This is a genomic window from Streptococcus sp. 20925_1_77, from assembly GCF_041432125.1.
In the GTDB taxonomy this organism is placed as follows: domain Bacteria; phylum Bacillota; class Bacilli; order Lactobacillales; family Streptococcaceae; genus Streptococcus.
The window spans coordinates 1-16446 of record NZ_JAPVZB010000025.1 but is presented as its reverse complement, the minus strand read 5'-3'; the positions used below and the strand labels follow the sequence as shown (position 1 = coordinate 16446).

The window sequence follows — 16446 nt, the reverse complement described above, 5'->3', positions numbered from 1 at the left end:
CCTTACTGTCAACACTTTTTCTCAAAAAATTTTATTTTTTTGAAAGTTTTCTTGAAGGTATGAGGAAAAGCCTGTAATACAGGCTTTTCTATCAATTCAGTTCTTTGTTGATAATTAGAAATGTTTCTTCCCCGTAGCCTCTTTTGATCAAACCTGCTCTGGCCATGTCTATCAGATCTTTTGAAAAGGATTGGATAGTTTCTTCTTCCTTTTCGCTTAGAATTTTCTTTGAATATTTCTTTCTAAGTTTTCTATAGTCCTGTTTTTCATTTTTGAGAAATGAACAATGTTCTAAATAGTTTTCCAAGTTTTCTAACTGTAGAAATAGGCCAAGTTCAAAGGCTATCGGGGCAAAGGTTGTTTCTAATGGTTGAGTACAAACACTTCTAAATTCTACTGTCCCACGGGCAGTTAAATCCTGAAATTGGTAACTTCGATGCTGTTTTAAGTCTTCTTTTACAGGACTAATGATTTTTTCATTACCATCAGCTGTATAGGCTATGATTTCTTTTTGATCTAGATAGTCTTTTACTCGAATGGGTTTAAAATAATAAGATTGATCTTCTCTAGTTGCAGTAAAAATAGCTGTGCTAGCAAGATTATTAAAAAACTCTTCTTCGCTTTGGTAGTCCTTAGGATAAATACCTACATTCTCCTTATAATAACCATGTAAGGATTCTTCCCAAAAAATATCTCTCGTAATCTTTGTATCCCAAGCCTCTGCTGAAAATTCTGAGTTTGAGAATAAGTATGCTTTGGCTGCTTCAATTTTATTAAATGCATTAATGACTCGTATATAGTTATCACGTCGTACATCCAATTGAAGTTGGTTCCCGCATATAAAAGCTCCGTATGAAGGATAGGGGTGTGTTTTCATCCCTGTGCCATTCATTGCTAGGAAAGCCATTAACATCTTGTATCGTTCAATTTTTACTGGGCTATTATCATTTTCTTGCCACTGTGGATGGATCCCATGCCCTTGAATTTCGTGGTGGTCTTCTTGCAAAATCGGTTGAATGATCTTTAAATAGGCTTCAAAGCGTTCTGCCACCTCATCTATAGAATGAGCCTTTTCAAATGCAAATTCAATCGTATTGTAACTTAGCTCGAATAGAATACGATCTTTGGAAGAGCGGTGAACCAATTGAATTGGATTTTGATCGTCATCCATTTTTTCGACTTCAAAATCTAATAAGTTCGCTAAGGTTCGAAAAAGATTTTTCGTCACCTCTATATTGGTTTTATTTCCATGTATTTCTACAATCGGAAATTCTAATTCAACCCCGACAAAGAGTTCTGAATCCTCTTTCATATTACTGAGGTACTTCTCTTTTAGTAATTTAATTGCTTGTTGTTTTGTCATTGAATCCTTTTTCTTCTATTGGAGATATGGGTTCCATTATATCATTTTTTGCTATTCGAGACTACTCATGAAAAGCAAGACAAAACGCCTGCTTACGAAATTGTTTTAAGTTAAAGCAATTTCGTAAACAAGCGTCTACCATTCATTCAATATGATGAGTGTTCCCGCTGGGGAAAATCCCCAGCGGTAGACCAGAGCTAGACTAAGAATAACAGTGTATTCCATCATCATAACACTCAACAAAATTGATGATATTATACCAATTCGATGATAGCCATTGGCGCAGCATCACCACGACGTGGTTCAGTTTTAAGGATACGAGTATATCCACCATTGCGCTCAGCATAACGAGGTGCTAATTCAGAGAACAATTTTTGAAGTGCAGTTGTTTCTGAGTATTTACCTGTTTCTTCATCAAAGTTTTGTGATGCAACTTCGTTACGTACGAATGCAGCAGCTTGACGACGTGCATGCAAATCACCACGTTTACCCAAAGTAATCATTTTTTCAACTGATTTACGGATTTCTTTCGCACGTGCTTCAGTTGTTACAATTGCTTCATTGATGATAAGATCTGTAGTCAAATCGCGAAGCATTGCTTTACGTTGTGAGCTAGTGCGTCCTAGTTTACGGTAAGCCATGTATTCCTCCTCTATTTATCGTTTTTTAACCCAAGGCCTAAGTCGGCAAGTTTGATTTTAACTTCTTCAAGACTCTTACGTCCTAAGTTACGAACTTTCATCATTTCCGCTTCTGATTTTTCAGTCAAATCGTAAACAGTATTGATGCCAGCACGTTTCAAACAGTTATATGAACGAACTGAAAGATCTAATTCTTCGATCGTACGTTCTAAAATGCGATCATCAGAAGTTGTATCTACTTCTTTCATAACATCTGTTGCAATAGCAATTTCAGTTAAGTTTGTAAATAGATTTAGGTGTTCTGTCAAAATACGAGCAGACAAACCTAAGGCATCTTCTGGAATAATAGTCCCATTTGTCAAAATTTCAAGGGTTAGCTTGTCAAAACCGTCATTGCTACCAACGCGTGCTGGTTCAACTTGGTAATTGACTTTTGTCACTGGCGTATAGATTGAATCTACAGCGAGTGTTCCCACTGGTGCATCATCTTTTTTGTTTTGATCAGCTGGAACATAGCCACGTCCACTGTTTACAGTAAGCGTTGCTTTCAAAGATGCTCCTTCTCCGATTGTAAATAGATAATGATCAGGGTTTACAATTTCGATGTCACTATCCGTAAGAATGTCACCGGCAGTAACTTCTGCTGGTCCTTCTACATCAAGTTCAATAATCTTTTCGTCTTGGACGTAAGATTTAACGGCGATTCCTTTAACGTTAAGAATAATTTGCATAACGTCTTCACGGACTCCTGGAACTGTATCAAATTCGTGGAGTACACCTTCAATGTTGATTGAAGTAACAGCCGCACCTGGAAGTGAAGCTAGAAGTACACGACGAAGTGAGTTTCCAAGTGTTGTACCATAGCCACGTTCAAGTGGTTCTACGACAAACACGCCATAATCTTTATTTTCATCAATTTTTGTTATATTTGGTTTTTCAAACTCAATCATTTGCTATACTCCCTCTTAAACGAAAAGCTGTGTAATTGTTGATGATTATACACGGCGACGTTTTGGAGGACGAGCACCATTGTGTGGTACAGGAGTTACATCGCGGATTGCAGTTACTTCAAGACCAGCAGCAGCAAGTGCACGAATAGCAGACTCACGACCTGAACCAGGACCTTTAACAGTTACTTCAACAGATTTAAGTCCGTGTTCTTGAGCAGCTTTTGCAGCAGCTTCTGATGCCATTTGAGCAGCAAATGGTGTAGATTTACGAGAACCTTTAAATCCAAGTGCACCTGCAGATGACCAAGCGATTGCGTTACCATGCACATCAGTAATCATAACAATTGTGTTGTTAAATGTAGCGTGAATATGAGCAATACCAGATTCGATATTCTTTTTCACACGACGTTTACGTGTTGGTTTAGCCAAGATTTTTACCTCCTTATTTTATTTTATTTTTTCTTACCTGCAATCGCAACAGCTTTACCTTTACGAGTGCGAGCATTGTTTTTAGTGTTTTGTCCACGAACTGGAAGTCCACGACGGTGACGGATACCACGGTATGAACCGATTTCCATCAAGCGTTTGATGTTCAAGTTTACTTCACGACGAAGGTCACCTTCAACTTTGATTGCGTCAACTTCACGACGGATAGCATCTTCTTGATCTGGTGTAAGATCGCGAACACGAATATCTTCAGAAACACCTGCAGCAGCAAGGATTTTCTTAGATGTTGGAAGTCCGATACCGTACACATAAGTCAATGAAATTACTACACGTTTGTCATTTGGAATGTCAACTCCAGCAATACGAGCCATGTTTTCTCCTTTCTATCTTATCCTTGACGTTGTTTGTGTTTTGGATTTGCTGGGCAAATTACCATAACACGACCATTACGACGAATTACTTTACAGTATTCGCAAATTGGTTTGACCGATGGTCTTACTTTCATTTTTATCCCTCCAAGTTTTTCGATTATTTAAAGCGGTATGTGATACGTCCACGTGTCAAATCGTACGGACTCATCTCCACTGTAACACGATCTCCCGCTAAAATACGAATATAGTTTTTACGAATTTTACCAGAAACTGTTGCTAAAATCTGATGTCCATTTTCAAGTTCAACCGTAAACATAGCATTCGGCATTGTATCGACTACTTTGCCTTCTACTTCAATCACATCGTCTTTTGCCACGCAAAAGTACCTCCATAAATTTCGATTCATTCCTCTGAGCACAGAGGTAACAATTATAAGTCAGACTAACTAATTGTAACACTTGTTGTCAAATATTGCAAGTGACTAAAACGTTTTTATTTCAAATTCTCTAAGACTTTTTGGATATCTTTGAAGACGTCGTTGATGTCTTGATTTCCTTCAATATCATGTACCAATCCTTTTCCACGATAATGAGCAAGAATCGGCTCACCTTGAGCAATATTCACATCCAAGCGACGTTTTACTGTTTCTGGTTTGTCATCTTCACGTTGGTAATAGTCTTCTTCCTTGTAGTCAGCTGGTGGGTTGAATACTTTATGGTAAGTTTCGCCTGTTTTGCGGTGAATAATACGACCACTCAAGCGTTCAAGAAGGCAAGATGGATCCACTTCGATATTGATTACTCCCTCAAGCTCCAAACCAAGATCAACCAAGATTTGATCCAAGGCATGAGCTTGTTCGATCGTGCGAGGAAAACCATCCAAAAGGAAACCTTTTTCCTTAATGTCGTCTTGAGCCAAACGTTCTTTTACAATCCCGTTTGTCACATCATCTGGCACCAATTCACCTTTGTCGATGAATGATTTCGCCAATACACCCATTTCAGTTTGGTTAGCCATTGCTGCGCGGAACATATCTCCAGTTGAGATGTGCGCCACGTGAAACTCTTCAACGATTTTAGCTGCTTGAGTTCCTTTACCTGCTCCAGGCAACCCCATAATTAAAAGATTCATGATGAATACTCCTTATTTTGTTTTTAAATGGAAGCAGGAGCGAATTCCTATTTCCATTTAAAAACAAAATAGAAGGCTGACAAAGTCAACCTTATTCTATTCTGTTGTTGTGTCCATAAATCCGACATACTTACGTTTTAATAAGTAGCCTTCTAATTGTTTCATTCCTTCAATACCTGTTGAAATAATGATTAACAAACTCGTTCCTCCAAGAGCAACTGCATCTGTCAAACCAAATAAATCTCGAGCTAAGATTGGAATGATAGTAATAAAGCCAAGGAATACTGATCCGACGCTTGCTAAACGACGTAGCAAACGAGACATAAACTCTTCTGTTCCCTTACCAGGGCGAACACCTGGGATATAGGCACCACTCTTTTGAAGGTTTTCTGCTGTTTTTTCAGGATTGATCTGAACAAACGTGTAGAAGAACGTGAAGAGAATGATCAACAAGGCATACATAGCGACACCAGTTGGTGTGTTTGTAGCCAACATGGCTTGGGCTGTTTTCACCCATCCTGCATTGTAACCCATAGCGCTAATTACTTGGAAAATGGCAGCTGGTGCTGCTGTAATCGAACTAGCGAAGATGACAGGAATAACTCCTGCTGGGTTCACTTTTAAAGGAAGGTAAGAACTTGATGGAGCTCCTTGAGCAATCTTAGTATATTGGATTGGAATCTTGTATTGTGCTTGCTCTACAAAGGTTGTAAAGTAAACAATAACCAAGACAGCAAGGATTAATACCCCAACAAAAATAAGGGAATTAGTCATTTGGCCAGAACGTACGTTCACAAATGCATTTTCATAGATTTCTTTAATCATCTCAGGAATTGATGACACAATTCCCGCAAAGATAATCATTGAAACACCATTTCCGTATCCTTTATCTGTGATTTGTTCTCCAAGCCAAGTCACAATCATGGAACCGGTCGTCAGAATTGCACCGATTAACAGATAGGTCTTGGTATTAGGAGTTGCAACTAATTTCGCCTGAGACAAGGTGTGGAAGGTCGCTGTAATCCCAATGGATTGAACGAAAGCTAGAACCAAAGAAATATAGCGTGTTGCTTGGTTGAGCTTTCTTCGACCAACTTCTCCTTGTTTGCCCCATTCAACAAACTTAGGTAACAGATCCATTTGCAAAAGTTGCACGACGATCGAAGCTGTGATGTATGGGCTAACCCCTAATGCGAAAACTGAGAAGTTCCTCATAGCATTCCCAGATACTAAACTGAGCATGTTCAAGAAGGACACATCTTGAAGGTTGTTCAGAATTTTCGCATTTACACCAGGTACTGTAATCGTGGTTCCAATGCGGAAAACAAGAATGATGAAGATCGTAAACAAAATCTTCGACCGAACTTGTTTTACCTTAAATGCATCTTTTAATAATTTAAAAAACATAGGTCACCTCACTTAGATGACTTCAACTGAACCACCTTTAGCAGTGATAGCTTCTTCAGCTGATTTAGAGAATTTAGCTGCTTTAACAGTCAACTTCTTAGTCAATTCTCCGTTACCAAGAATTTTGATACCTGATTTTTCAGCTTTTACAATTCCTGATTCTACAAGTACTACTGGAGTTACTTCAGCACCATCTTCAAAGGCGTTCAATTGATCAAGGTTCACAATAGCATATTCTTTAGCGTTGATGTTTGTAAATCCACGTTTTGGAAGACGACGGAACAATGGAGTTTGTCCACCTTCAAAACCAAGACGTACACCGCCACCGCTACGAGCTTTTTGACCTTTTTGACCACGGCCAGAAGTTTTACCATTACCAGATGAAGTACCACGACCAACACGGTTGCGGACTTTACGTGAACCTGTAGCAGGTTGTAATCCATGAAGTTTCATTATTTATTTTCTCCTCTTTTGTAAATTGCTAACGCATGTAATCAGGAAAAGGTGTCCTAACTACAAACTCGCCTATACTTATATTTAGTTTTAGGGGATGAGAACTTCTCATACCCCTGAAAACTTTGTTTCTATTTTAAATAGATTATTTTACTTCTTCAACCGTTACCAAGTGAGATACAGCAGTGATCATACCACGTACTGCTGGGTTATCTTCTTTGATAACAGAGCTGTTCAATTTGCCAAGTCCAAGTGCTACAACAGTTTTACGTTGTGACGGGATGCGTCCGATTGGAGACTTAGTCAAAGTAATTTTAATTTGAGCCATTTGAATCTCCTTTCTTAAGCCAAGTCAGAAACTGAAATACCACGAAGGGCAGCAACTTCATCAGCGCGTTTCAATTGTGCCAAACCGTTAACGGTTGCACGAACGATGTTGATTGGAGTGTTTGATCCAAGTGATTTAGATGTAACATCTGCAATACCTGCCAATTCGACAACGGCACGAACTGCACCACCTGCGGCAACCCCAGCCCCTTCGATAGCTGGTTTCAACAATACACGAGCTCCACCAAATACTGATGTTACTTCGTGTGGAATTGTTGTTCCAACCATAGGAACTTCGATCAAGTTTTTCTTAGCATCTTCAACAGCCTTACGGATTGCTTCTGGAACTTCTTGAGCTTTACCAGTACCAAATCCAACACGGCCATTACGGTCACCAACAACTACAAGAGCTGCAAAACGAAGACGACGTCCACCTTTAACAACTTTTGTAACACGGTTGATGGCAACTACGCGTTCTTCAAGTTCAACTGCATTATCTTTAAATGCCATTTTCTAGTGTCCTCCTATTAGAATTTCAATCCGTTTTCACGAGCTGCATCAGCCAAAGCTTTAACACGTCCGTGATATAGATATCCACCGCGGTCGAACACCACTTCAGAAATACCTTTAGCAACTGCACGTTCAGCAACAAGTTTGCCGACAACAACGGCTTGTTCAGTTTTAGTTCCTTTTGAAACTTCTTTGTCAAGAGTTGAAGCGCTTGCGAGCGTTACACCCGCTACGTCATCAATTACTTGAGCGTAGATGCCTGTATTAGAACGGAATACGTTCAAACGTGGGCGATCAGCAGTTCCAGAGAGTTTTCCGCGAACGCGACGGTGGCGTTTTTGACGGATTTTGTTTTTATCTGGTTTCGAAATCACAATTTTCACCTCTTAATTTTAAAATCATGTGCTAAGCACTGAGTTGGTAAGATGAGGGTTGGTTGAAAAACAACCAAACTACATTATTTACCTGTTTTACCTTCTTTGCGGCGAACGTATTCACCAACATAACGGATCCCTTTACCTTTGTATGGTTCAGGTGAACGAAGGCTACGTACGTAAGCAGCTGTTTGACCAACTACTTCTTTTGAAATTCCGCTAACAACGATTGTTGTTGGGTTTGGAAGTTCAAAAGTAATTCCTTCTGGAGCTTCAACTTCGTCTGGGTGTGATTTACCAACAGCCAAAACAAGTTTTGATCCTTGAAGTTGTGCACGGTATCCAACCCCGCGCATTTCAAGTTCTTTCTTGAATCCTTCTGATACACCAGTAACCATGTTGTTCAAAAGGGCACGAGTTGTTCCGTGGATTGTTTTCATTTCTTTTGAATCGTTTGGACGGTGAAGCGTTACTTCAGTACCTTCCACACGGATTTCAATATCTTTTGAGAACGTACGAGTAAGTTCTCCTTTAGGTCCTTTTACAGTTACAACGTTGTCATTGTTAGTGAGTTCAACACCAGCAGGCAACACGATAACTTTATTACCAATACGTGACATGTTTTCTATTCTCCTGTTAAATTGTCAGGCCTTTGCGGGCCAGTTTTCACGGGGTTTAAGATACTTATTTAGTTCAAGAGCTGAACTGAACACGCTCTAAGAACTGTGCAAAATAGATAAGTTGGCTTGTTTGTCAACAAACTGCTCCAACTTCCTAATTTTGTTTTGTTCTTTACGAGCTTTGTATCTTGATTTTACCAAACGTAAGCGATAACTTCCCCACCAACGTTCTTTTGGCGTGCTTCTTTATCAGTAAGCAAACCTTCAGAAGTTGAAAGGATAGCAATTCCAAGTCCGTTAAGAACTTTTGGAAGATCTTCACGTTTTTTGTAAACACGCAAACCTGGTTTAGATACACGTTTCAAGTTTGTGATAACTTTTTCACCGTTTTGTCCGTATTTCAAGAATACACGGATGATGCCTTGTTTGTCATCTTCGATGAATTCAACGTTTTTTACAAAACCTTCGCGTTTAAGGATTTCAGCAATCCCTTTTTTGATGTTTGATGCAGGTACTTCAAGTACTTCGTGTTTTGCTTGGTTAGCGTTACGAATACGTGTAAGGAAGTCTGCGATTGGGTCAGTCATAACCATTATAATTTCTCCTCTTACTAGTAGTTTGCAAGTTGCACTTGCTAGTTAATACATGATACAGAGAGCGTAACAGCGAGAGCAAAAATAGGCAATTTGATGCAGGAGCGATGCTCCAAAGAAAATTGGTCTTTTTTGCCAAAGCTGTAGCTCGTGTTCAAATTGGCAAGCCCAACTGAACCCGGGCTAAACTCTGTGTGAAAAAGATAAACTTTCCTAGAAACTAAAGTTTCTTCGTCAAGTTTCCTATTTTCACTTGGAGTTTTAACGCCCTTGATATCTTAAATTACCAAGATGCTTTTGTGACACCTGGGATTTGACCTTTGTATGCCAATTCACGGAAGCAAACACGGCAAAGTTTAAACTTGCGGTAAACTGAGTGTGGACGTCCACAACGTTCACAGCGAGTGTATGCTTGAGTAGAGAACTTCGCTGGGCGTTTGTTCTTAGCAATCATAGATTTTTTAGCCATTAGTTTTACCTCCTATATTATTTTGCAAACGGCATTCCGAGGCCAGTAAGCAATGCACGTGATTCTTCGTCTGTGTTCGCTGTAGTTACAATTACGATATCCAAACCACGAGTTTTATCAACATCATCAAAGTTGATTTCTGGGAAGATCAATTGTTCTTTCACACCAAGTGTGTAGTTTCCGCGTCCATCAAATGATTTAGTTGGAACACCATGGAAGTCACGCACACGTGGAAGTGAAACTGTTACCAATTTATCCAAGAATTCGTACATACGTTCACCACGAAGGGTAACTTTTGCACCGATCGCAACACCTTCACGAAGACGGAAGCCGGCGATTGATTTTTTAGCCTTAGTGATCAATGGTTTTTGACCTGAGATCAAAGCAAGCTCTTCAGCAGCTTTTTCAAGGTTTTTAGCATTTGATACTGCATCACCAACACCCATGTTCAAAACGATTTTGTCAACTTTTGGCACAGCCATAACTGATGAATAGTTGAACTGTTCAGTCAATGATGGTACTACTTCATTAAGGTATTTTTCTTTTAAACGATTAGCCATTATACTTCTCCTTTCCTTCGTGATTAGTCAAGCACTTCGCCTGATTTTTTGTTGTAGCGAACTTTTTTGCCGTCTACAAATTTGTAGCCAACACGTCCAGCAACACCGTTTTTGTCCAAAACTTGAACGTTAGAAGCATGGATTGGAGCTTCTTTTTCAACGATCGCACCTTGAGGGTTTTCGTTATTTGGACGTTGGTGTTTCTTGATGATGTTTACACCTTCTACAACAACTTTATTTACTTTTGGAAGAGCAGTAAGAACAACAGCTTCTACGCCTTTGTCTTTACCAGCGATAACGCGAACTTTGTCGCCTTTTTTTACAAACATTTTATTCTCCTTTTATTCTTACGCCCGATGGGCACCCTGGCTATGCCAGGGGACTGTGTTTGTTTTTTTATTGATTAAAGTACTTCTGGAGCAAGTGACACGATCTTCATGAAACCACCGTCACGCAATTCACGTGCAACTGGGCCAAAGATCCGAGTTCCGCGAGGAGTTTTGTCGTCACGGATGATTACTGCTGCATTTTCGTCGAATTTGATGTATGAACCATCTTTACGACGAGCACCTGATTTAGTACGAACGATAACAGCTTTTACAACGTCACCTTTCTTAACCGCACCACCAGGAGTAGCTTGTTTTACTGATGCAACGATTACATCACCGATGCTCGCGAATTTACGTTTTGAACCACCAAGAACTTTGATTGTCAAGATTTCGCGTGCGCCACTGTTATCAGCGACTTTCAAACGAGTTTCTGTTTGAATCATTTACGTTTTCTCCTTTCAGGTATGATTAGATGATGACCGCTTCTTCAACGACTTCTACAAGACGGAAGCGTTTTGTAGCTGAAAGCGGACGAGTTTCCATGATACGAACGATATCGCCTTCTTTAGCAACATTGTTTTCATCATGAGCTTTGTATTTTTTAGAATAGTTGATACGTTTACCATAGACTGGGTGGTTACGTTTAGTTTCAACTACAACTGTGATTGTTTTGTCCATTTTGTCAGACACAACGCGTCCAACAAGAACTTTACGATTATTGCGTTCCATTGAAATTCTCCTTCCCTAGTCTATTATTTAGCTTCTGATTGAACAGTTTTGATACGAGCGATTTGTTTTTTCACTTCTTTCAAACGTCCAGTTTGTTCCAATTGACCAGCAGCCGCTTGGAAACGAAGTTCAAACAATTCTTTCTTCAATTCATTTTCACGCTTCGCGAGTTCTTCTTGAGAAAGACCACGAAGTTCTTTAACAAATTCTTTTACTTCTGTAAGTTTCATGACCTCTCCTTATTCTGCTTCACGTTTCACAAATTTAGTTTTAACTGGCAATTTGTGGCTAGCAAGACGAAGCGCTTCGCGTGCGATCTCTTCAGATACACCAGCAATTTCGAACATCACTTTACCACGTTTAACTGGTGCTACCCAACCTTCAGGAGCCCCTTTACCAGATCCCATACGTACCCCGATAGCTTTAGCGGTGTATGATTTGTGTGGGAAAATCTTAATCCAAACTTTACCACCACGTTTCATGTAACGAGTCATGGCGATACGAGCAGCTTCGATTTGACGGTTTGTGATCCAGTGGCTTGTTGTAGCTTGAAGACCGTATTCACCGAATGCTACTTCTTTTCCACCTTTTGCTTCACCGCGCATTTTACCACGGAATTCGCGACGGTGTTTTACACGTTTAGGTACTAACATTGGTTATTTACCTCCTTTAGCGTCTTTACGAGCTGGAAGAACTTCACCACGGTAGATCCATACTTTAACACCAAGTTTACCGTAAGTAGTGTCTGCTTCTTCCCAAGCGTAATCGATATCAGCGCGAAGTGTGTGAAGTGGAACTGTTCCTTCAGAGTATCCTTCTGCACGGGCAATATCTGCACCGTTCAAACGACCTGATACTTGAGTTTTGATTCCTTTAGCTCCAGCACGCATAGCACGTTGGATCGCTTGTTTTTGTGCACGACGGAAAGCAACACGTTGTTCCAATTGACGAGCAATTCCTTCACCAACAAGGTGAGCATCCAAGTCAGGACGTTTGATCTCAATGATGTTGATGTGGACTTGTTTACCAGTCAATTTGTTAAGAGCTGCACGAAGTGCATCAACGTTTGCTCCACCTTTACCGATAACCATACCTGGTTTAGCAGTGTGAAGAGAAACGTTAACTTTGTTTACTGCGCGTTCGATTTCAATAGTTGAAACGGCTGCGTCAGCCAATTCTTTTTGAATGAATTTACGGATTGCAAGATCTTCATGAAGGTAATCCGCGTATTCTTTTTCAGCATACCATTTGGCATCCCAATCACGGATGATACCAACACGCATACCAATTGGATGTACTTTTTGACCCACGAGTTTACCTCCTTATTTTTCTGCAACAGCTACTGTGATGTGAGCTGTACGTTTGTTGATTGGTGAAGCTGAACCTTTCGCACGTGGACGGAAACGTTTCATAGTTGGTCCTTCGTTTGCGAATGCTTCAGATACTACCAAGTTAGCTTTTTCCAAACCAAAGTTGTTTTCAGCGTTTGCTACTGCTGAGTTCAACACTTTAAGGATGATCCCTGCAGCTTTGTTTGGTGTGAATGTCAAAATAGCGATGGCATCGGCTACGCTTTTACCACGGATGTTGTCAAGAACAAGACGTGATTTACGAGGTGAAACACGCACTGTACGAGCCATTGCTTTAGCTGAAGTAATTTCTGCCATTTATGTTCTCCTTATTTTCTACGTGTCTTCTTGTCGTCTGCCGCGTGACCTTTGTAAGTACGAGTTGGTGCAAATTCACCAAGCTTGTGACCTACCATGTCTTCTTGGATGTAAACAGGTACATGTTTACGTCCATCATAAACTGCGATAGTGTATCCGATGAAACTTGGGAAGATCGTTGAACGACGTGACCAAGTTTTAATTACTTTTTTCTTTTCGTCGTTTGCTTGAGCTTCAACTTTTTTCATCAAATGCTCATCGACGAAAGGTCCTTTTTTAAGACTACGTCCCATTTTGTAATTTTCTCCTTTAAAATTTAGTACCACAGCGGCTTGCGCTGCTAAGCAGCGCTACCGAGCTGGCGGAAAGTGTAAGCTAGTTGCTTATGATTATTTTTGGTTGCGACGACGAACGATAAGTTTGTCAGATTTCGCTTTCTTGTTACGAGTTTTAAGACCAAGCGCAGGTTTACCCCAAGGAGTAGATGGCGCTTTACGTCCAACTGGTGCTTTACCTTCACCACCACCGTGTGGGTGATCATTCGGGTTCATTACAGAACCACGAACTGTTGGGCGAACACCTTTCCAGCGGTTACGTCCCGCTTTACCAAGGTTAACAAGTCCATGTTGTTCGTTTCCGACAACACCAACTGTAGCACGGCAAGTTCCAAGAATCATACGAACTTCGCCTGATTGAAGACGAACAAGTACATATTTACCTTCAGAACCCAATACTTGAGCAGAAGCTCCAGCAGCACGTACCAATTCTCCACCTTTACCAGGTTTCAATTCGATGTTGTGGATCAAAGTACCAACTGGGATGTTAGCAAGCGGAAGAGCATTTCCGACTTTGATATCTGCTTCTGGTCCTGATACAATGCGTTGACCTACTTCAAGGCCTTTAGGGGCGATGATGTAAGCTTTCACACCGTCAGTGTAGTGTACAAGCGCGATGTTAGCTGAGCGGTTTGGATCGTATTCGATCGTTTTAACGACTGCTTCAACTCCATCTTTGTTACGTTTGAAATCGATCAAACGGTAATGACGTTTGTGTCCACCACCTTGGTGACGAACAGTGATACGACCGTTGTTGTTACGACCTGCTTTGTTTTTAAGAGAAACAAGCAAAGTTTTCTCAGGTGTGTTTGTTGTGATTTCAGCGAAATCCAAAGAAGTCATATTACGGCGACCGTTTGTTGTTGGTTTATAAACACGAATTCCCACGATATTTCCTCCTTAGATTATTCAGCTTCAGTAGCAAACAACTCGATTGCTTTAGAATCAGCTGCAAGCGTGATGATAGCTTTTTTAGTTTTTGAAGTAAAACCAGTGTAACGTCCAACGCGTTTTGCTTTAGGTTTTACGTTTACAGTGTTCACATTCGCAACTTTTACACCTTCAAACGCAGCTTCAACAGCTTGTTTGATCAAAAGTTTGTGAGCGCGAGTGTCAACTTCGAATACATATTTGCCTGCTTCAAGTTGAGCCATTGACTTTTCAGTGATAACAGGTTTTTTGATAACATCATACAAATTCATTATGCAAGAACCTCCTCGATTTTAGAGATAGCTGCTTGAGTAACAAGAAGTTTGTCACTATTTGCGATGTCAAGAACACTTGCAGTTGTAGCAGTCGCAACTTTCACGTTTGGAAGGTTACGAGCTGAAAGAGCTGCGAATTCATTTCCTTCTTCAAGAATAACAAGGACTTTAGAATCGATGCTCAAAGCTGCAAGAACTTTTGCAAATTCAGCAGTTTTTGGAGCTGTAAATTCAAGAGAATCAACGGCTACAAATTTGTTTTCAGCAACTTTTTCTGAGTAAACAGATTTAAGTGCAAGGCGACGAACTTTTTGAGGAAGTTTGTACGCATAGCTACGTGGAGTTGGTCCGAAGACGATTCCACCACCACGCCATTGTGGAGAGCGGATAGAACCTTGACGAGCACGTCCAGTTCCTTTTTGACGCCATGGTTTGCGTCCGCCACCTGAAACGGCTGAACGGTTTTTAACTGCGTGAGTTCCTTGACGAAGGCTAGCACGTTGGCTGATGATCACATCAAATACAACTGCTTGGTTTGGTTCGATACCAAAGATCGCATCGTTAAGAACAACTTCGCCCGCTTGTTTACCAGTTTGGTCGAATAATGTTACATTTGCCATTTTGACTGTATTCCCCTTTCCTTATTATTTACCAGCTTTAACTGCTGACTTGATAGTGATAAGAGATTTCTTAGCACCTGGTACGTTACCTTTGATAAGGATAACGTTCTTTTCTGGAACAACTTGTACAACTTCAAGGTTTTGAATTGTTACACGATCGCCACCCATGCGTCCTGCAAGGTTTTTACCTTTGAATACGCGGTTAGGTGCAACAGGTCCCATAGAACCTGGACGACGGTGGTAACGAGAACCGTGAGCCATAGGTCCACGTGATTGTCCGTGGCGTTTGATAACACCTTGGAAACCTTTACCTTTAGAAGTACCAGTTACATCAACAATGTCTCCAGCTTCGAAAGTGTCAACTGTGATTTCAGCACCAACTTCCAAGCCTTCAACGTTTTTGAATTCACGAATGAAGCGCTTAGGAGCCGTGTTAGCTTTTGCTACATGTCCTTTAGCAGGTTTGTTGCTCAATACTTCGCGTTTGTCATCGAAACCAACTTGGATAGCGTTGTAACCATCTGTTTCAACAGTTTTAACTTGAAGAACAACGTTTGGAGTTGCTTCGATAACTGTTACAGGGATCAATTCGCCAGCTTCAGTGAAGATTTGAGTCATTCCCACTTTTTTCCCTAAGATTCCTTTTGTCATGAGAAAATAGTTCCTTTTCTATAGTTTTTTATTCAAAAAGTTTTTAACGAGCGTTTTTTATGCTCTAGATCAAGCTTTAGATTAAAGTTTGATTTCTACGTTTACACCACTTGGAAGATCCAATTTCATCAAAGCGTCAACTGTTTTTTGAGTTGGGTTGATGATGTCGATCAAACGTTTGTGTGTACGCATTTCGAATTGTTCGCGAGAATCTTTGTATTTGTGAGTCGCACGAATGATTGTGTAGAGGCTACGCTCAGTTGGAAGTGGGATTGGACCCGCAACTTGTGCACCTGTACGAGTAGCTGATTCTACGATTTTTGCAGCCGCTGTGTCGAGTGTACGGTGTTCGTACGCTTTCAAACGGATGCGGATTTTTTTGTTTGCCATCTTTTTCTCCTTTTCGTCTATTTAAGATAATAGGCTAGCTCCACAAGAAAACCGACGCGCGTTGCGTGGCAATGCAACCGAGCGTGTCGCAACCTCTTGCATCAAAGCTAATAGCTGTTTTTCACAGCACCATAGTAGTTTAACACAAACAAAGGCCCAATGCAAGGGATTTGAGAAGATTTTTTTCGTTTTTTTAATGAAAGTGTTTTCGAAAAATTTAGAGTGCTAAAAAAGTTGCTCTTATATAGAAAAAAGTTCTACTTTTTTAGCTAAGTAGAACTTTTTAACGTAAAGAGATACGCTG

30 protein-coding genes are annotated in these 16446 nt (G+C 40.4%); all 30 read right to left on the bottom strand.

Annotation, left to right across the window (positions count from 1 at the left end):
• Positions 1 to 91: 91 nt before the first annotated feature.
• Positions 92 to 1363, bottom strand: coding sequence for a glutamate-cysteine ligase family protein (locus O3626_RS10050; RefSeq protein ID WP_049506860.1), 1272 nt, complete (start codon positions 1361 to 1363; stop codon positions 92 to 94).
• 254 nt (positions 1364 to 1617) lie between these two features.
• Complete coding sequence (rplQ, locus tag O3626_RS10045) at positions 1618 to 2004, bottom strand: 50S ribosomal protein L17 (protein ID WP_003002399.1); 387 nt, start codon at positions 2002 to 2004, stop codon at positions 1618 to 1620.
• Between the two features lie 11 nt (positions 2005 to 2015).
• On the bottom strand, positions 2016 to 2954 hold the full coding sequence (locus O3626_RS10040; protein ID WP_003009635.1) for a DNA-directed RNA polymerase subunit alpha: 939 nt from the start codon (positions 2952 to 2954) through the stop codon (positions 2016 to 2018).
• 45 nt (positions 2955 to 2999) lie between these two features.
• Positions 3000 to 3383 carry a 30S ribosomal protein S11 gene (rpsK, locus tag O3626_RS10035; RefSeq protein WP_003002390.1) on the bottom strand — a complete coding sequence of 128 codons (384 nt, stop codon included), beginning with the start codon at positions 3381 to 3383 and terminating at the stop codon, positions 3000 to 3002.
• A 23-nt stretch (positions 3384 to 3406) separates the two neighbouring features.
• Positions 3407 to 3772 (bottom strand): 30S ribosomal protein S13, encoded by a 366-nt coding sequence (rpsM, locus tag O3626_RS10030; protein ID WP_003009631.1) that lies wholly within the window; start codon positions 3770 to 3772, stop codon positions 3407 to 3409.
• 17 nt (positions 3773 to 3789) lie between these two features.
• Positions 3790 to 3906, bottom strand: coding sequence for a 50S ribosomal protein L36 (gene rpmJ / locus O3626_RS10025; RefSeq protein WP_001808836.1), 117 nt, complete (start codon positions 3904 to 3906; stop codon positions 3790 to 3792).
• Between the two features lie 23 nt (positions 3907 to 3929).
• Positions 3930 to 4148 (bottom strand): translation initiation factor IF-1, encoded by a 219-nt coding sequence (infA, locus tag O3626_RS10020; RefSeq protein ID WP_001029883.1) that lies wholly within the window; start codon positions 4146 to 4148, stop codon positions 3930 to 3932.
• A 116-nt stretch (positions 4149 to 4264) separates the two neighbouring features.
• Positions 4265 to 4903 carry an adenylate kinase gene (locus O3626_RS10015; protein WP_045760164.1) on the bottom strand — a complete coding sequence of 213 codons (639 nt, stop codon included), beginning with the start codon at positions 4901 to 4903 and terminating at the stop codon, positions 4265 to 4267.
• Positions 4904 to 4999: 96 nt separating this feature from the next.
• Positions 5000 to 6310 carry a preprotein translocase subunit SecY gene (secY, locus tag O3626_RS10010; RefSeq protein WP_023920186.1) on the bottom strand — a complete coding sequence of 437 codons (1311 nt, stop codon included), beginning with the start codon at positions 6308 to 6310 and terminating at the stop codon, positions 5000 to 5002.
• Positions 6311 to 6322: 12 nt separating this feature from the next.
• Positions 6323 to 6763, bottom strand: a complete 441-nt coding sequence (gene rplO, locus O3626_RS10005; RefSeq protein ID WP_155199143.1) for a 50S ribosomal protein L15 — start codon at positions 6761 to 6763, stop codon at positions 6323 to 6325.
• Between the two features lie 145 nt (positions 6764 to 6908).
• A complete protein-coding gene (rpmD, locus tag O3626_RS10000; RefSeq protein ID WP_002894509.1) occupies positions 6909 to 7091 on the bottom strand; it encodes a 50S ribosomal protein L30 in 183 nt (60 codons plus the stop codon).
• 14 nt (positions 7092 to 7105) lie between these two features.
• The gene (rpsE, locus tag O3626_RS09995) at positions 7106 to 7600 is read right to left on the bottom strand and encodes a 30S ribosomal protein S5 (protein ID WP_003009617.1); all 495 of its coding nucleotides are present in this window, start codon (positions 7598 to 7600) and stop codon (positions 7106 to 7108) included.
• Between the two features lie 17 nt (positions 7601 to 7617).
• The gene (rplR, locus tag O3626_RS09990; protein ID WP_003010871.1) at positions 7618 to 7974 is read right to left on the bottom strand and encodes a 50S ribosomal protein L18; all 357 of its coding nucleotides are present in this window, start codon (positions 7972 to 7974) and stop codon (positions 7618 to 7620) included.
• An 83-nt stretch (positions 7975 to 8057) separates the two neighbouring features.
• Positions 8058 to 8594 carry a 50S ribosomal protein L6 gene (rplF, locus tag O3626_RS09985; protein ID WP_049492183.1) on the bottom strand — a complete coding sequence of 179 codons (537 nt, stop codon included), beginning with the start codon at positions 8592 to 8594 and terminating at the stop codon, positions 8058 to 8060.
• Between the two features lie 194 nt (positions 8595 to 8788).
• A complete protein-coding gene (rpsH, locus tag O3626_RS09980) occupies positions 8789 to 9187 on the bottom strand; it encodes a 30S ribosomal protein S8 (protein ID WP_003010897.1) in 399 nt (132 codons plus the stop codon).
• A 283-nt stretch (positions 9188 to 9470) separates the two neighbouring features.
• A complete protein-coding gene (locus tag O3626_RS09975) occupies positions 9471 to 9656 on the bottom strand; it encodes a type Z 30S ribosomal protein S14 (protein ID WP_001085699.1) in 186 nt (61 codons plus the stop codon).
• A gap of 17 nt (positions 9657 to 9673) precedes the next feature.
• Positions 9674 to 10216, bottom strand: coding sequence for a 50S ribosomal protein L5 (rplE, locus tag O3626_RS09970; RefSeq protein ID WP_003009606.1), 543 nt, complete (start codon positions 10214 to 10216; stop codon positions 9674 to 9676).
• A gap of 23 nt (positions 10217 to 10239) precedes the next feature.
• Complete coding sequence (rplX, locus tag O3626_RS09965) at positions 10240 to 10545, bottom strand: 50S ribosomal protein L24 (protein WP_003002315.1); 306 nt, start codon at positions 10543 to 10545, stop codon at positions 10240 to 10242.
• 74 nt (positions 10546 to 10619) lie between these two features.
• Entirely contained in the window at positions 10620 to 10988 is a 369-nt protein-coding gene (gene rplN / locus O3626_RS09960; protein ID WP_003002384.1) for a 50S ribosomal protein L14, read from the bottom strand.
• Positions 10989 to 11013: 25 nt separating this feature from the next.
• The gene (gene rpsQ, locus O3626_RS09955) at positions 11014 to 11274 is read right to left on the bottom strand and encodes a 30S ribosomal protein S17 (protein WP_000440801.1); all 261 of its coding nucleotides are present in this window, start codon (positions 11272 to 11274) and stop codon (positions 11014 to 11016) included.
• A gap of 23 nt (positions 11275 to 11297) precedes the next feature.
• Complete coding sequence (rpmC, locus tag O3626_RS09950) at positions 11298 to 11504, bottom strand: 50S ribosomal protein L29 (protein ID WP_003002350.1); 207 nt, start codon at positions 11502 to 11504, stop codon at positions 11298 to 11300.
• A gap of 9 nt (positions 11505 to 11513) precedes the next feature.
• Positions 11514 to 11927, bottom strand: coding sequence for a 50S ribosomal protein L16 (gene rplP / locus O3626_RS09945; protein WP_000960947.1), 414 nt, complete (start codon positions 11925 to 11927; stop codon positions 11514 to 11516).
• A 3-nt stretch (positions 11928 to 11930) separates the two neighbouring features.
• The gene (rpsC, locus tag O3626_RS09940; RefSeq protein WP_003002336.1) at positions 11931 to 12584 is read right to left on the bottom strand and encodes a 30S ribosomal protein S3; all 654 of its coding nucleotides are present in this window, start codon (positions 12582 to 12584) and stop codon (positions 11931 to 11933) included.
• A 12-nt stretch (positions 12585 to 12596) separates the two neighbouring features.
• Positions 12597 to 12941, bottom strand: a complete 345-nt coding sequence (gene rplV / locus O3626_RS09935; protein WP_000818139.1) for a 50S ribosomal protein L22 — start codon at positions 12939 to 12941, stop codon at positions 12597 to 12599.
• An 11-nt stretch (positions 12942 to 12952) separates the two neighbouring features.
• Positions 12953 to 13234 (bottom strand): 30S ribosomal protein S19, encoded by a 282-nt coding sequence (gene rpsS, locus O3626_RS09930; RefSeq protein ID WP_000533766.1) that lies wholly within the window; start codon positions 13232 to 13234, stop codon positions 12953 to 12955.
• Positions 13235 to 13330: 96 nt separating this feature from the next.
• On the bottom strand, positions 13331 to 14164 hold the full coding sequence (gene rplB, locus O3626_RS09925; protein WP_000512900.1) for a 50S ribosomal protein L2: 834 nt from the start codon (positions 14162 to 14164) through the stop codon (positions 13331 to 13333).
• A gap of 17 nt (positions 14165 to 14181) precedes the next feature.
• Positions 14182 to 14478 (bottom strand): 50S ribosomal protein L23, encoded by a 297-nt coding sequence (locus O3626_RS09920; protein WP_003009593.1) that lies wholly within the window; start codon positions 14476 to 14478, stop codon positions 14182 to 14184.
• Positions 14478 to 15101: a 50S ribosomal protein L4 gene (rplD, locus tag O3626_RS09915; RefSeq protein ID WP_003009591.1), complete on the bottom strand. Its 624-nt coding sequence runs from the start codon at positions 15099 to 15101 to the stop codon at positions 14478 to 14480. The genes O3626_RS09920 and rplD overlap by 1 nt, the downstream gene beginning before the upstream one ends.
• Before the next feature lie 24 nt (positions 15102 to 15125).
• Complete coding sequence (gene rplC / locus O3626_RS09910; RefSeq protein ID WP_003010846.1) at positions 15126 to 15752, bottom strand: 50S ribosomal protein L3; 627 nt, start codon at positions 15750 to 15752, stop codon at positions 15126 to 15128.
• Between the two features lie 81 nt (positions 15753 to 15833).
• Positions 15834 to 16142: a 30S ribosomal protein S10 gene (gene rpsJ, locus O3626_RS09905; RefSeq protein ID WP_003009585.1), complete on the bottom strand. Its 309-nt coding sequence runs from the start codon at positions 16140 to 16142 to the stop codon at positions 15834 to 15836.
• Positions 16143 to 16446: the final 304 nt, after the last annotated feature.

Excerpts from the sequence above, each read along its gene's own strand:
- rplC (WP_003010846.1), bottom strand. The coding sequence starts at position 15,752 with ATGACAAAAGGAATCTTAGGGAAAAAAGTGGGAATGACTCAAATCTTC.
- rpsQ (WP_000440801.1), bottom strand. The coding sequence starts at position 11,274 with ATGGAACGCAATAATCGTAAAGTTCTTGTTGGACGCGTTGTGTCTGAC.
- secY (WP_023920186.1), bottom strand. The coding sequence starts at position 6,310 with ATGTTTTTTAAATTATTAAAAGATGCATTTAAGGTAAAACAAGTTCGG.
- rplX (WP_003002315.1), bottom strand. The coding sequence starts at position 10,545 with ATGTTTGTAAAAAAAGGCGACAAAGTTCGCGTTATCGCTGGTAAAGAC.
- rplE (WP_003009606.1), bottom strand. The coding sequence starts at position 10,216 with ATGGCTAATCGTTTAAAAGAAAAATACCTTAATGAAGTAGTACCATCA.
- O3626_RS10040 (WP_003009635.1), bottom strand. The coding sequence starts at position 2,954 with ATGATTGAGTTTGAAAAACCAAATATAACAAAAATTGATGAAAATAAA.
- rplD (WP_003009591.1), bottom strand. The coding sequence starts at position 15,101 with ATGGCAAATGTAACATTATTCGACCAAACTGGTAAACAAGCGGGCGAA.
- rplQ (WP_003002399.1), bottom strand. The coding sequence starts at position 2,004 with ATGGCTTACCGTAAACTAGGACGCACTAGCTCACAACGTAAAGCAATG.
- rpmJ (WP_001808836.1), bottom strand. The coding sequence starts at position 3,906 with ATGAAAGTAAGACCATCGGTCAAACCAATTTGCGAATACTGTAAAGTA.
- O3626_RS10015 (WP_045760164.1), bottom strand. The coding sequence starts at position 4,903 with ATGAATCTTTTAATTATGGGGTTGCCTGGAGCAGGTAAAGGAACTCAA.
- rplV (WP_000818139.1), bottom strand. The coding sequence starts at position 12,941 with ATGGCAGAAATTACTTCAGCTAAAGCAATGGCTCGTACAGTGCGTGTT.
- O3626_RS10050 (WP_049506860.1), bottom strand. The coding sequence starts at position 1,363 with ATGACAAAACAACAAGCAATTAAATTACTAAAAGAGAAGTACCTCAGT.
- rplP (WP_000960947.1), bottom strand. The coding sequence starts at position 11,927 with ATGTTAGTACCTAAACGTGTAAAACACCGTCGCGAATTCCGTGGTAAA.
- O3626_RS09920 (WP_003009593.1), bottom strand. The coding sequence starts at position 14,478 with ATGAATTTGTATGATGTTATCAAAAAACCTGTTATCACTGAAAAGTCA.
- rplO (WP_155199143.1), bottom strand. The coding sequence starts at position 6,763 with ATGAAACTTCATGGATTACAACCTGCTACAGGTTCACGTAAAGTCCGC.
- O3626_RS09975 (WP_001085699.1), bottom strand. The coding sequence starts at position 9,656 with ATGGCTAAAAAATCTATGATTGCTAAGAACAAACGCCCAGCGAAGTTC.
- rpsH (WP_003010897.1), bottom strand. The coding sequence starts at position 9,187 with ATGGTTATGACTGACCCAATCGCAGACTTCCTTACACGTATTCGTAAC.
- rplF (WP_049492183.1), bottom strand. The coding sequence starts at position 8,594 with ATGTCACGTATTGGTAATAAAGTTATCGTGTTGCCTGCTGGTGTTGAA.
- rpsS (WP_000533766.1), bottom strand. The coding sequence starts at position 13,234 with ATGGGACGTAGTCTTAAAAAAGGACCTTTCGTCGATGAGCATTTGATG.
- rpsJ (WP_003009585.1), bottom strand. The coding sequence starts at position 16,142 with ATGGCAAACAAAAAAATCCGCATCCGTTTGAAAGCGTACGAACACCGT.
- rpsE (WP_003009617.1), bottom strand. The coding sequence starts at position 7,600 with ATGGCATTTAAAGATAATGCAGTTGAACTTGAAGAACGCGTAGTTGCC.
- rplN (WP_003002384.1), bottom strand. The coding sequence starts at position 10,988 with ATGATTCAAACAGAAACTCGTTTGAAAGTCGCTGATAACAGTGGCGCA.
- rpsM (WP_003009631.1), bottom strand. The coding sequence starts at position 3,772 with ATGGCTCGTATTGCTGGAGTTGACATTCCAAATGACAAACGTGTAGTA.
- rpmD (WP_002894509.1), bottom strand. The coding sequence starts at position 7,091 with ATGGCTCAAATTAAAATTACTTTGACTAAGTCTCCAATCGGACGCATC.
- rpmC (WP_003002350.1), bottom strand. The coding sequence starts at position 11,504 with ATGAAACTTACAGAAGTAAAAGAATTTGTTAAAGAACTTCGTGGTCTT.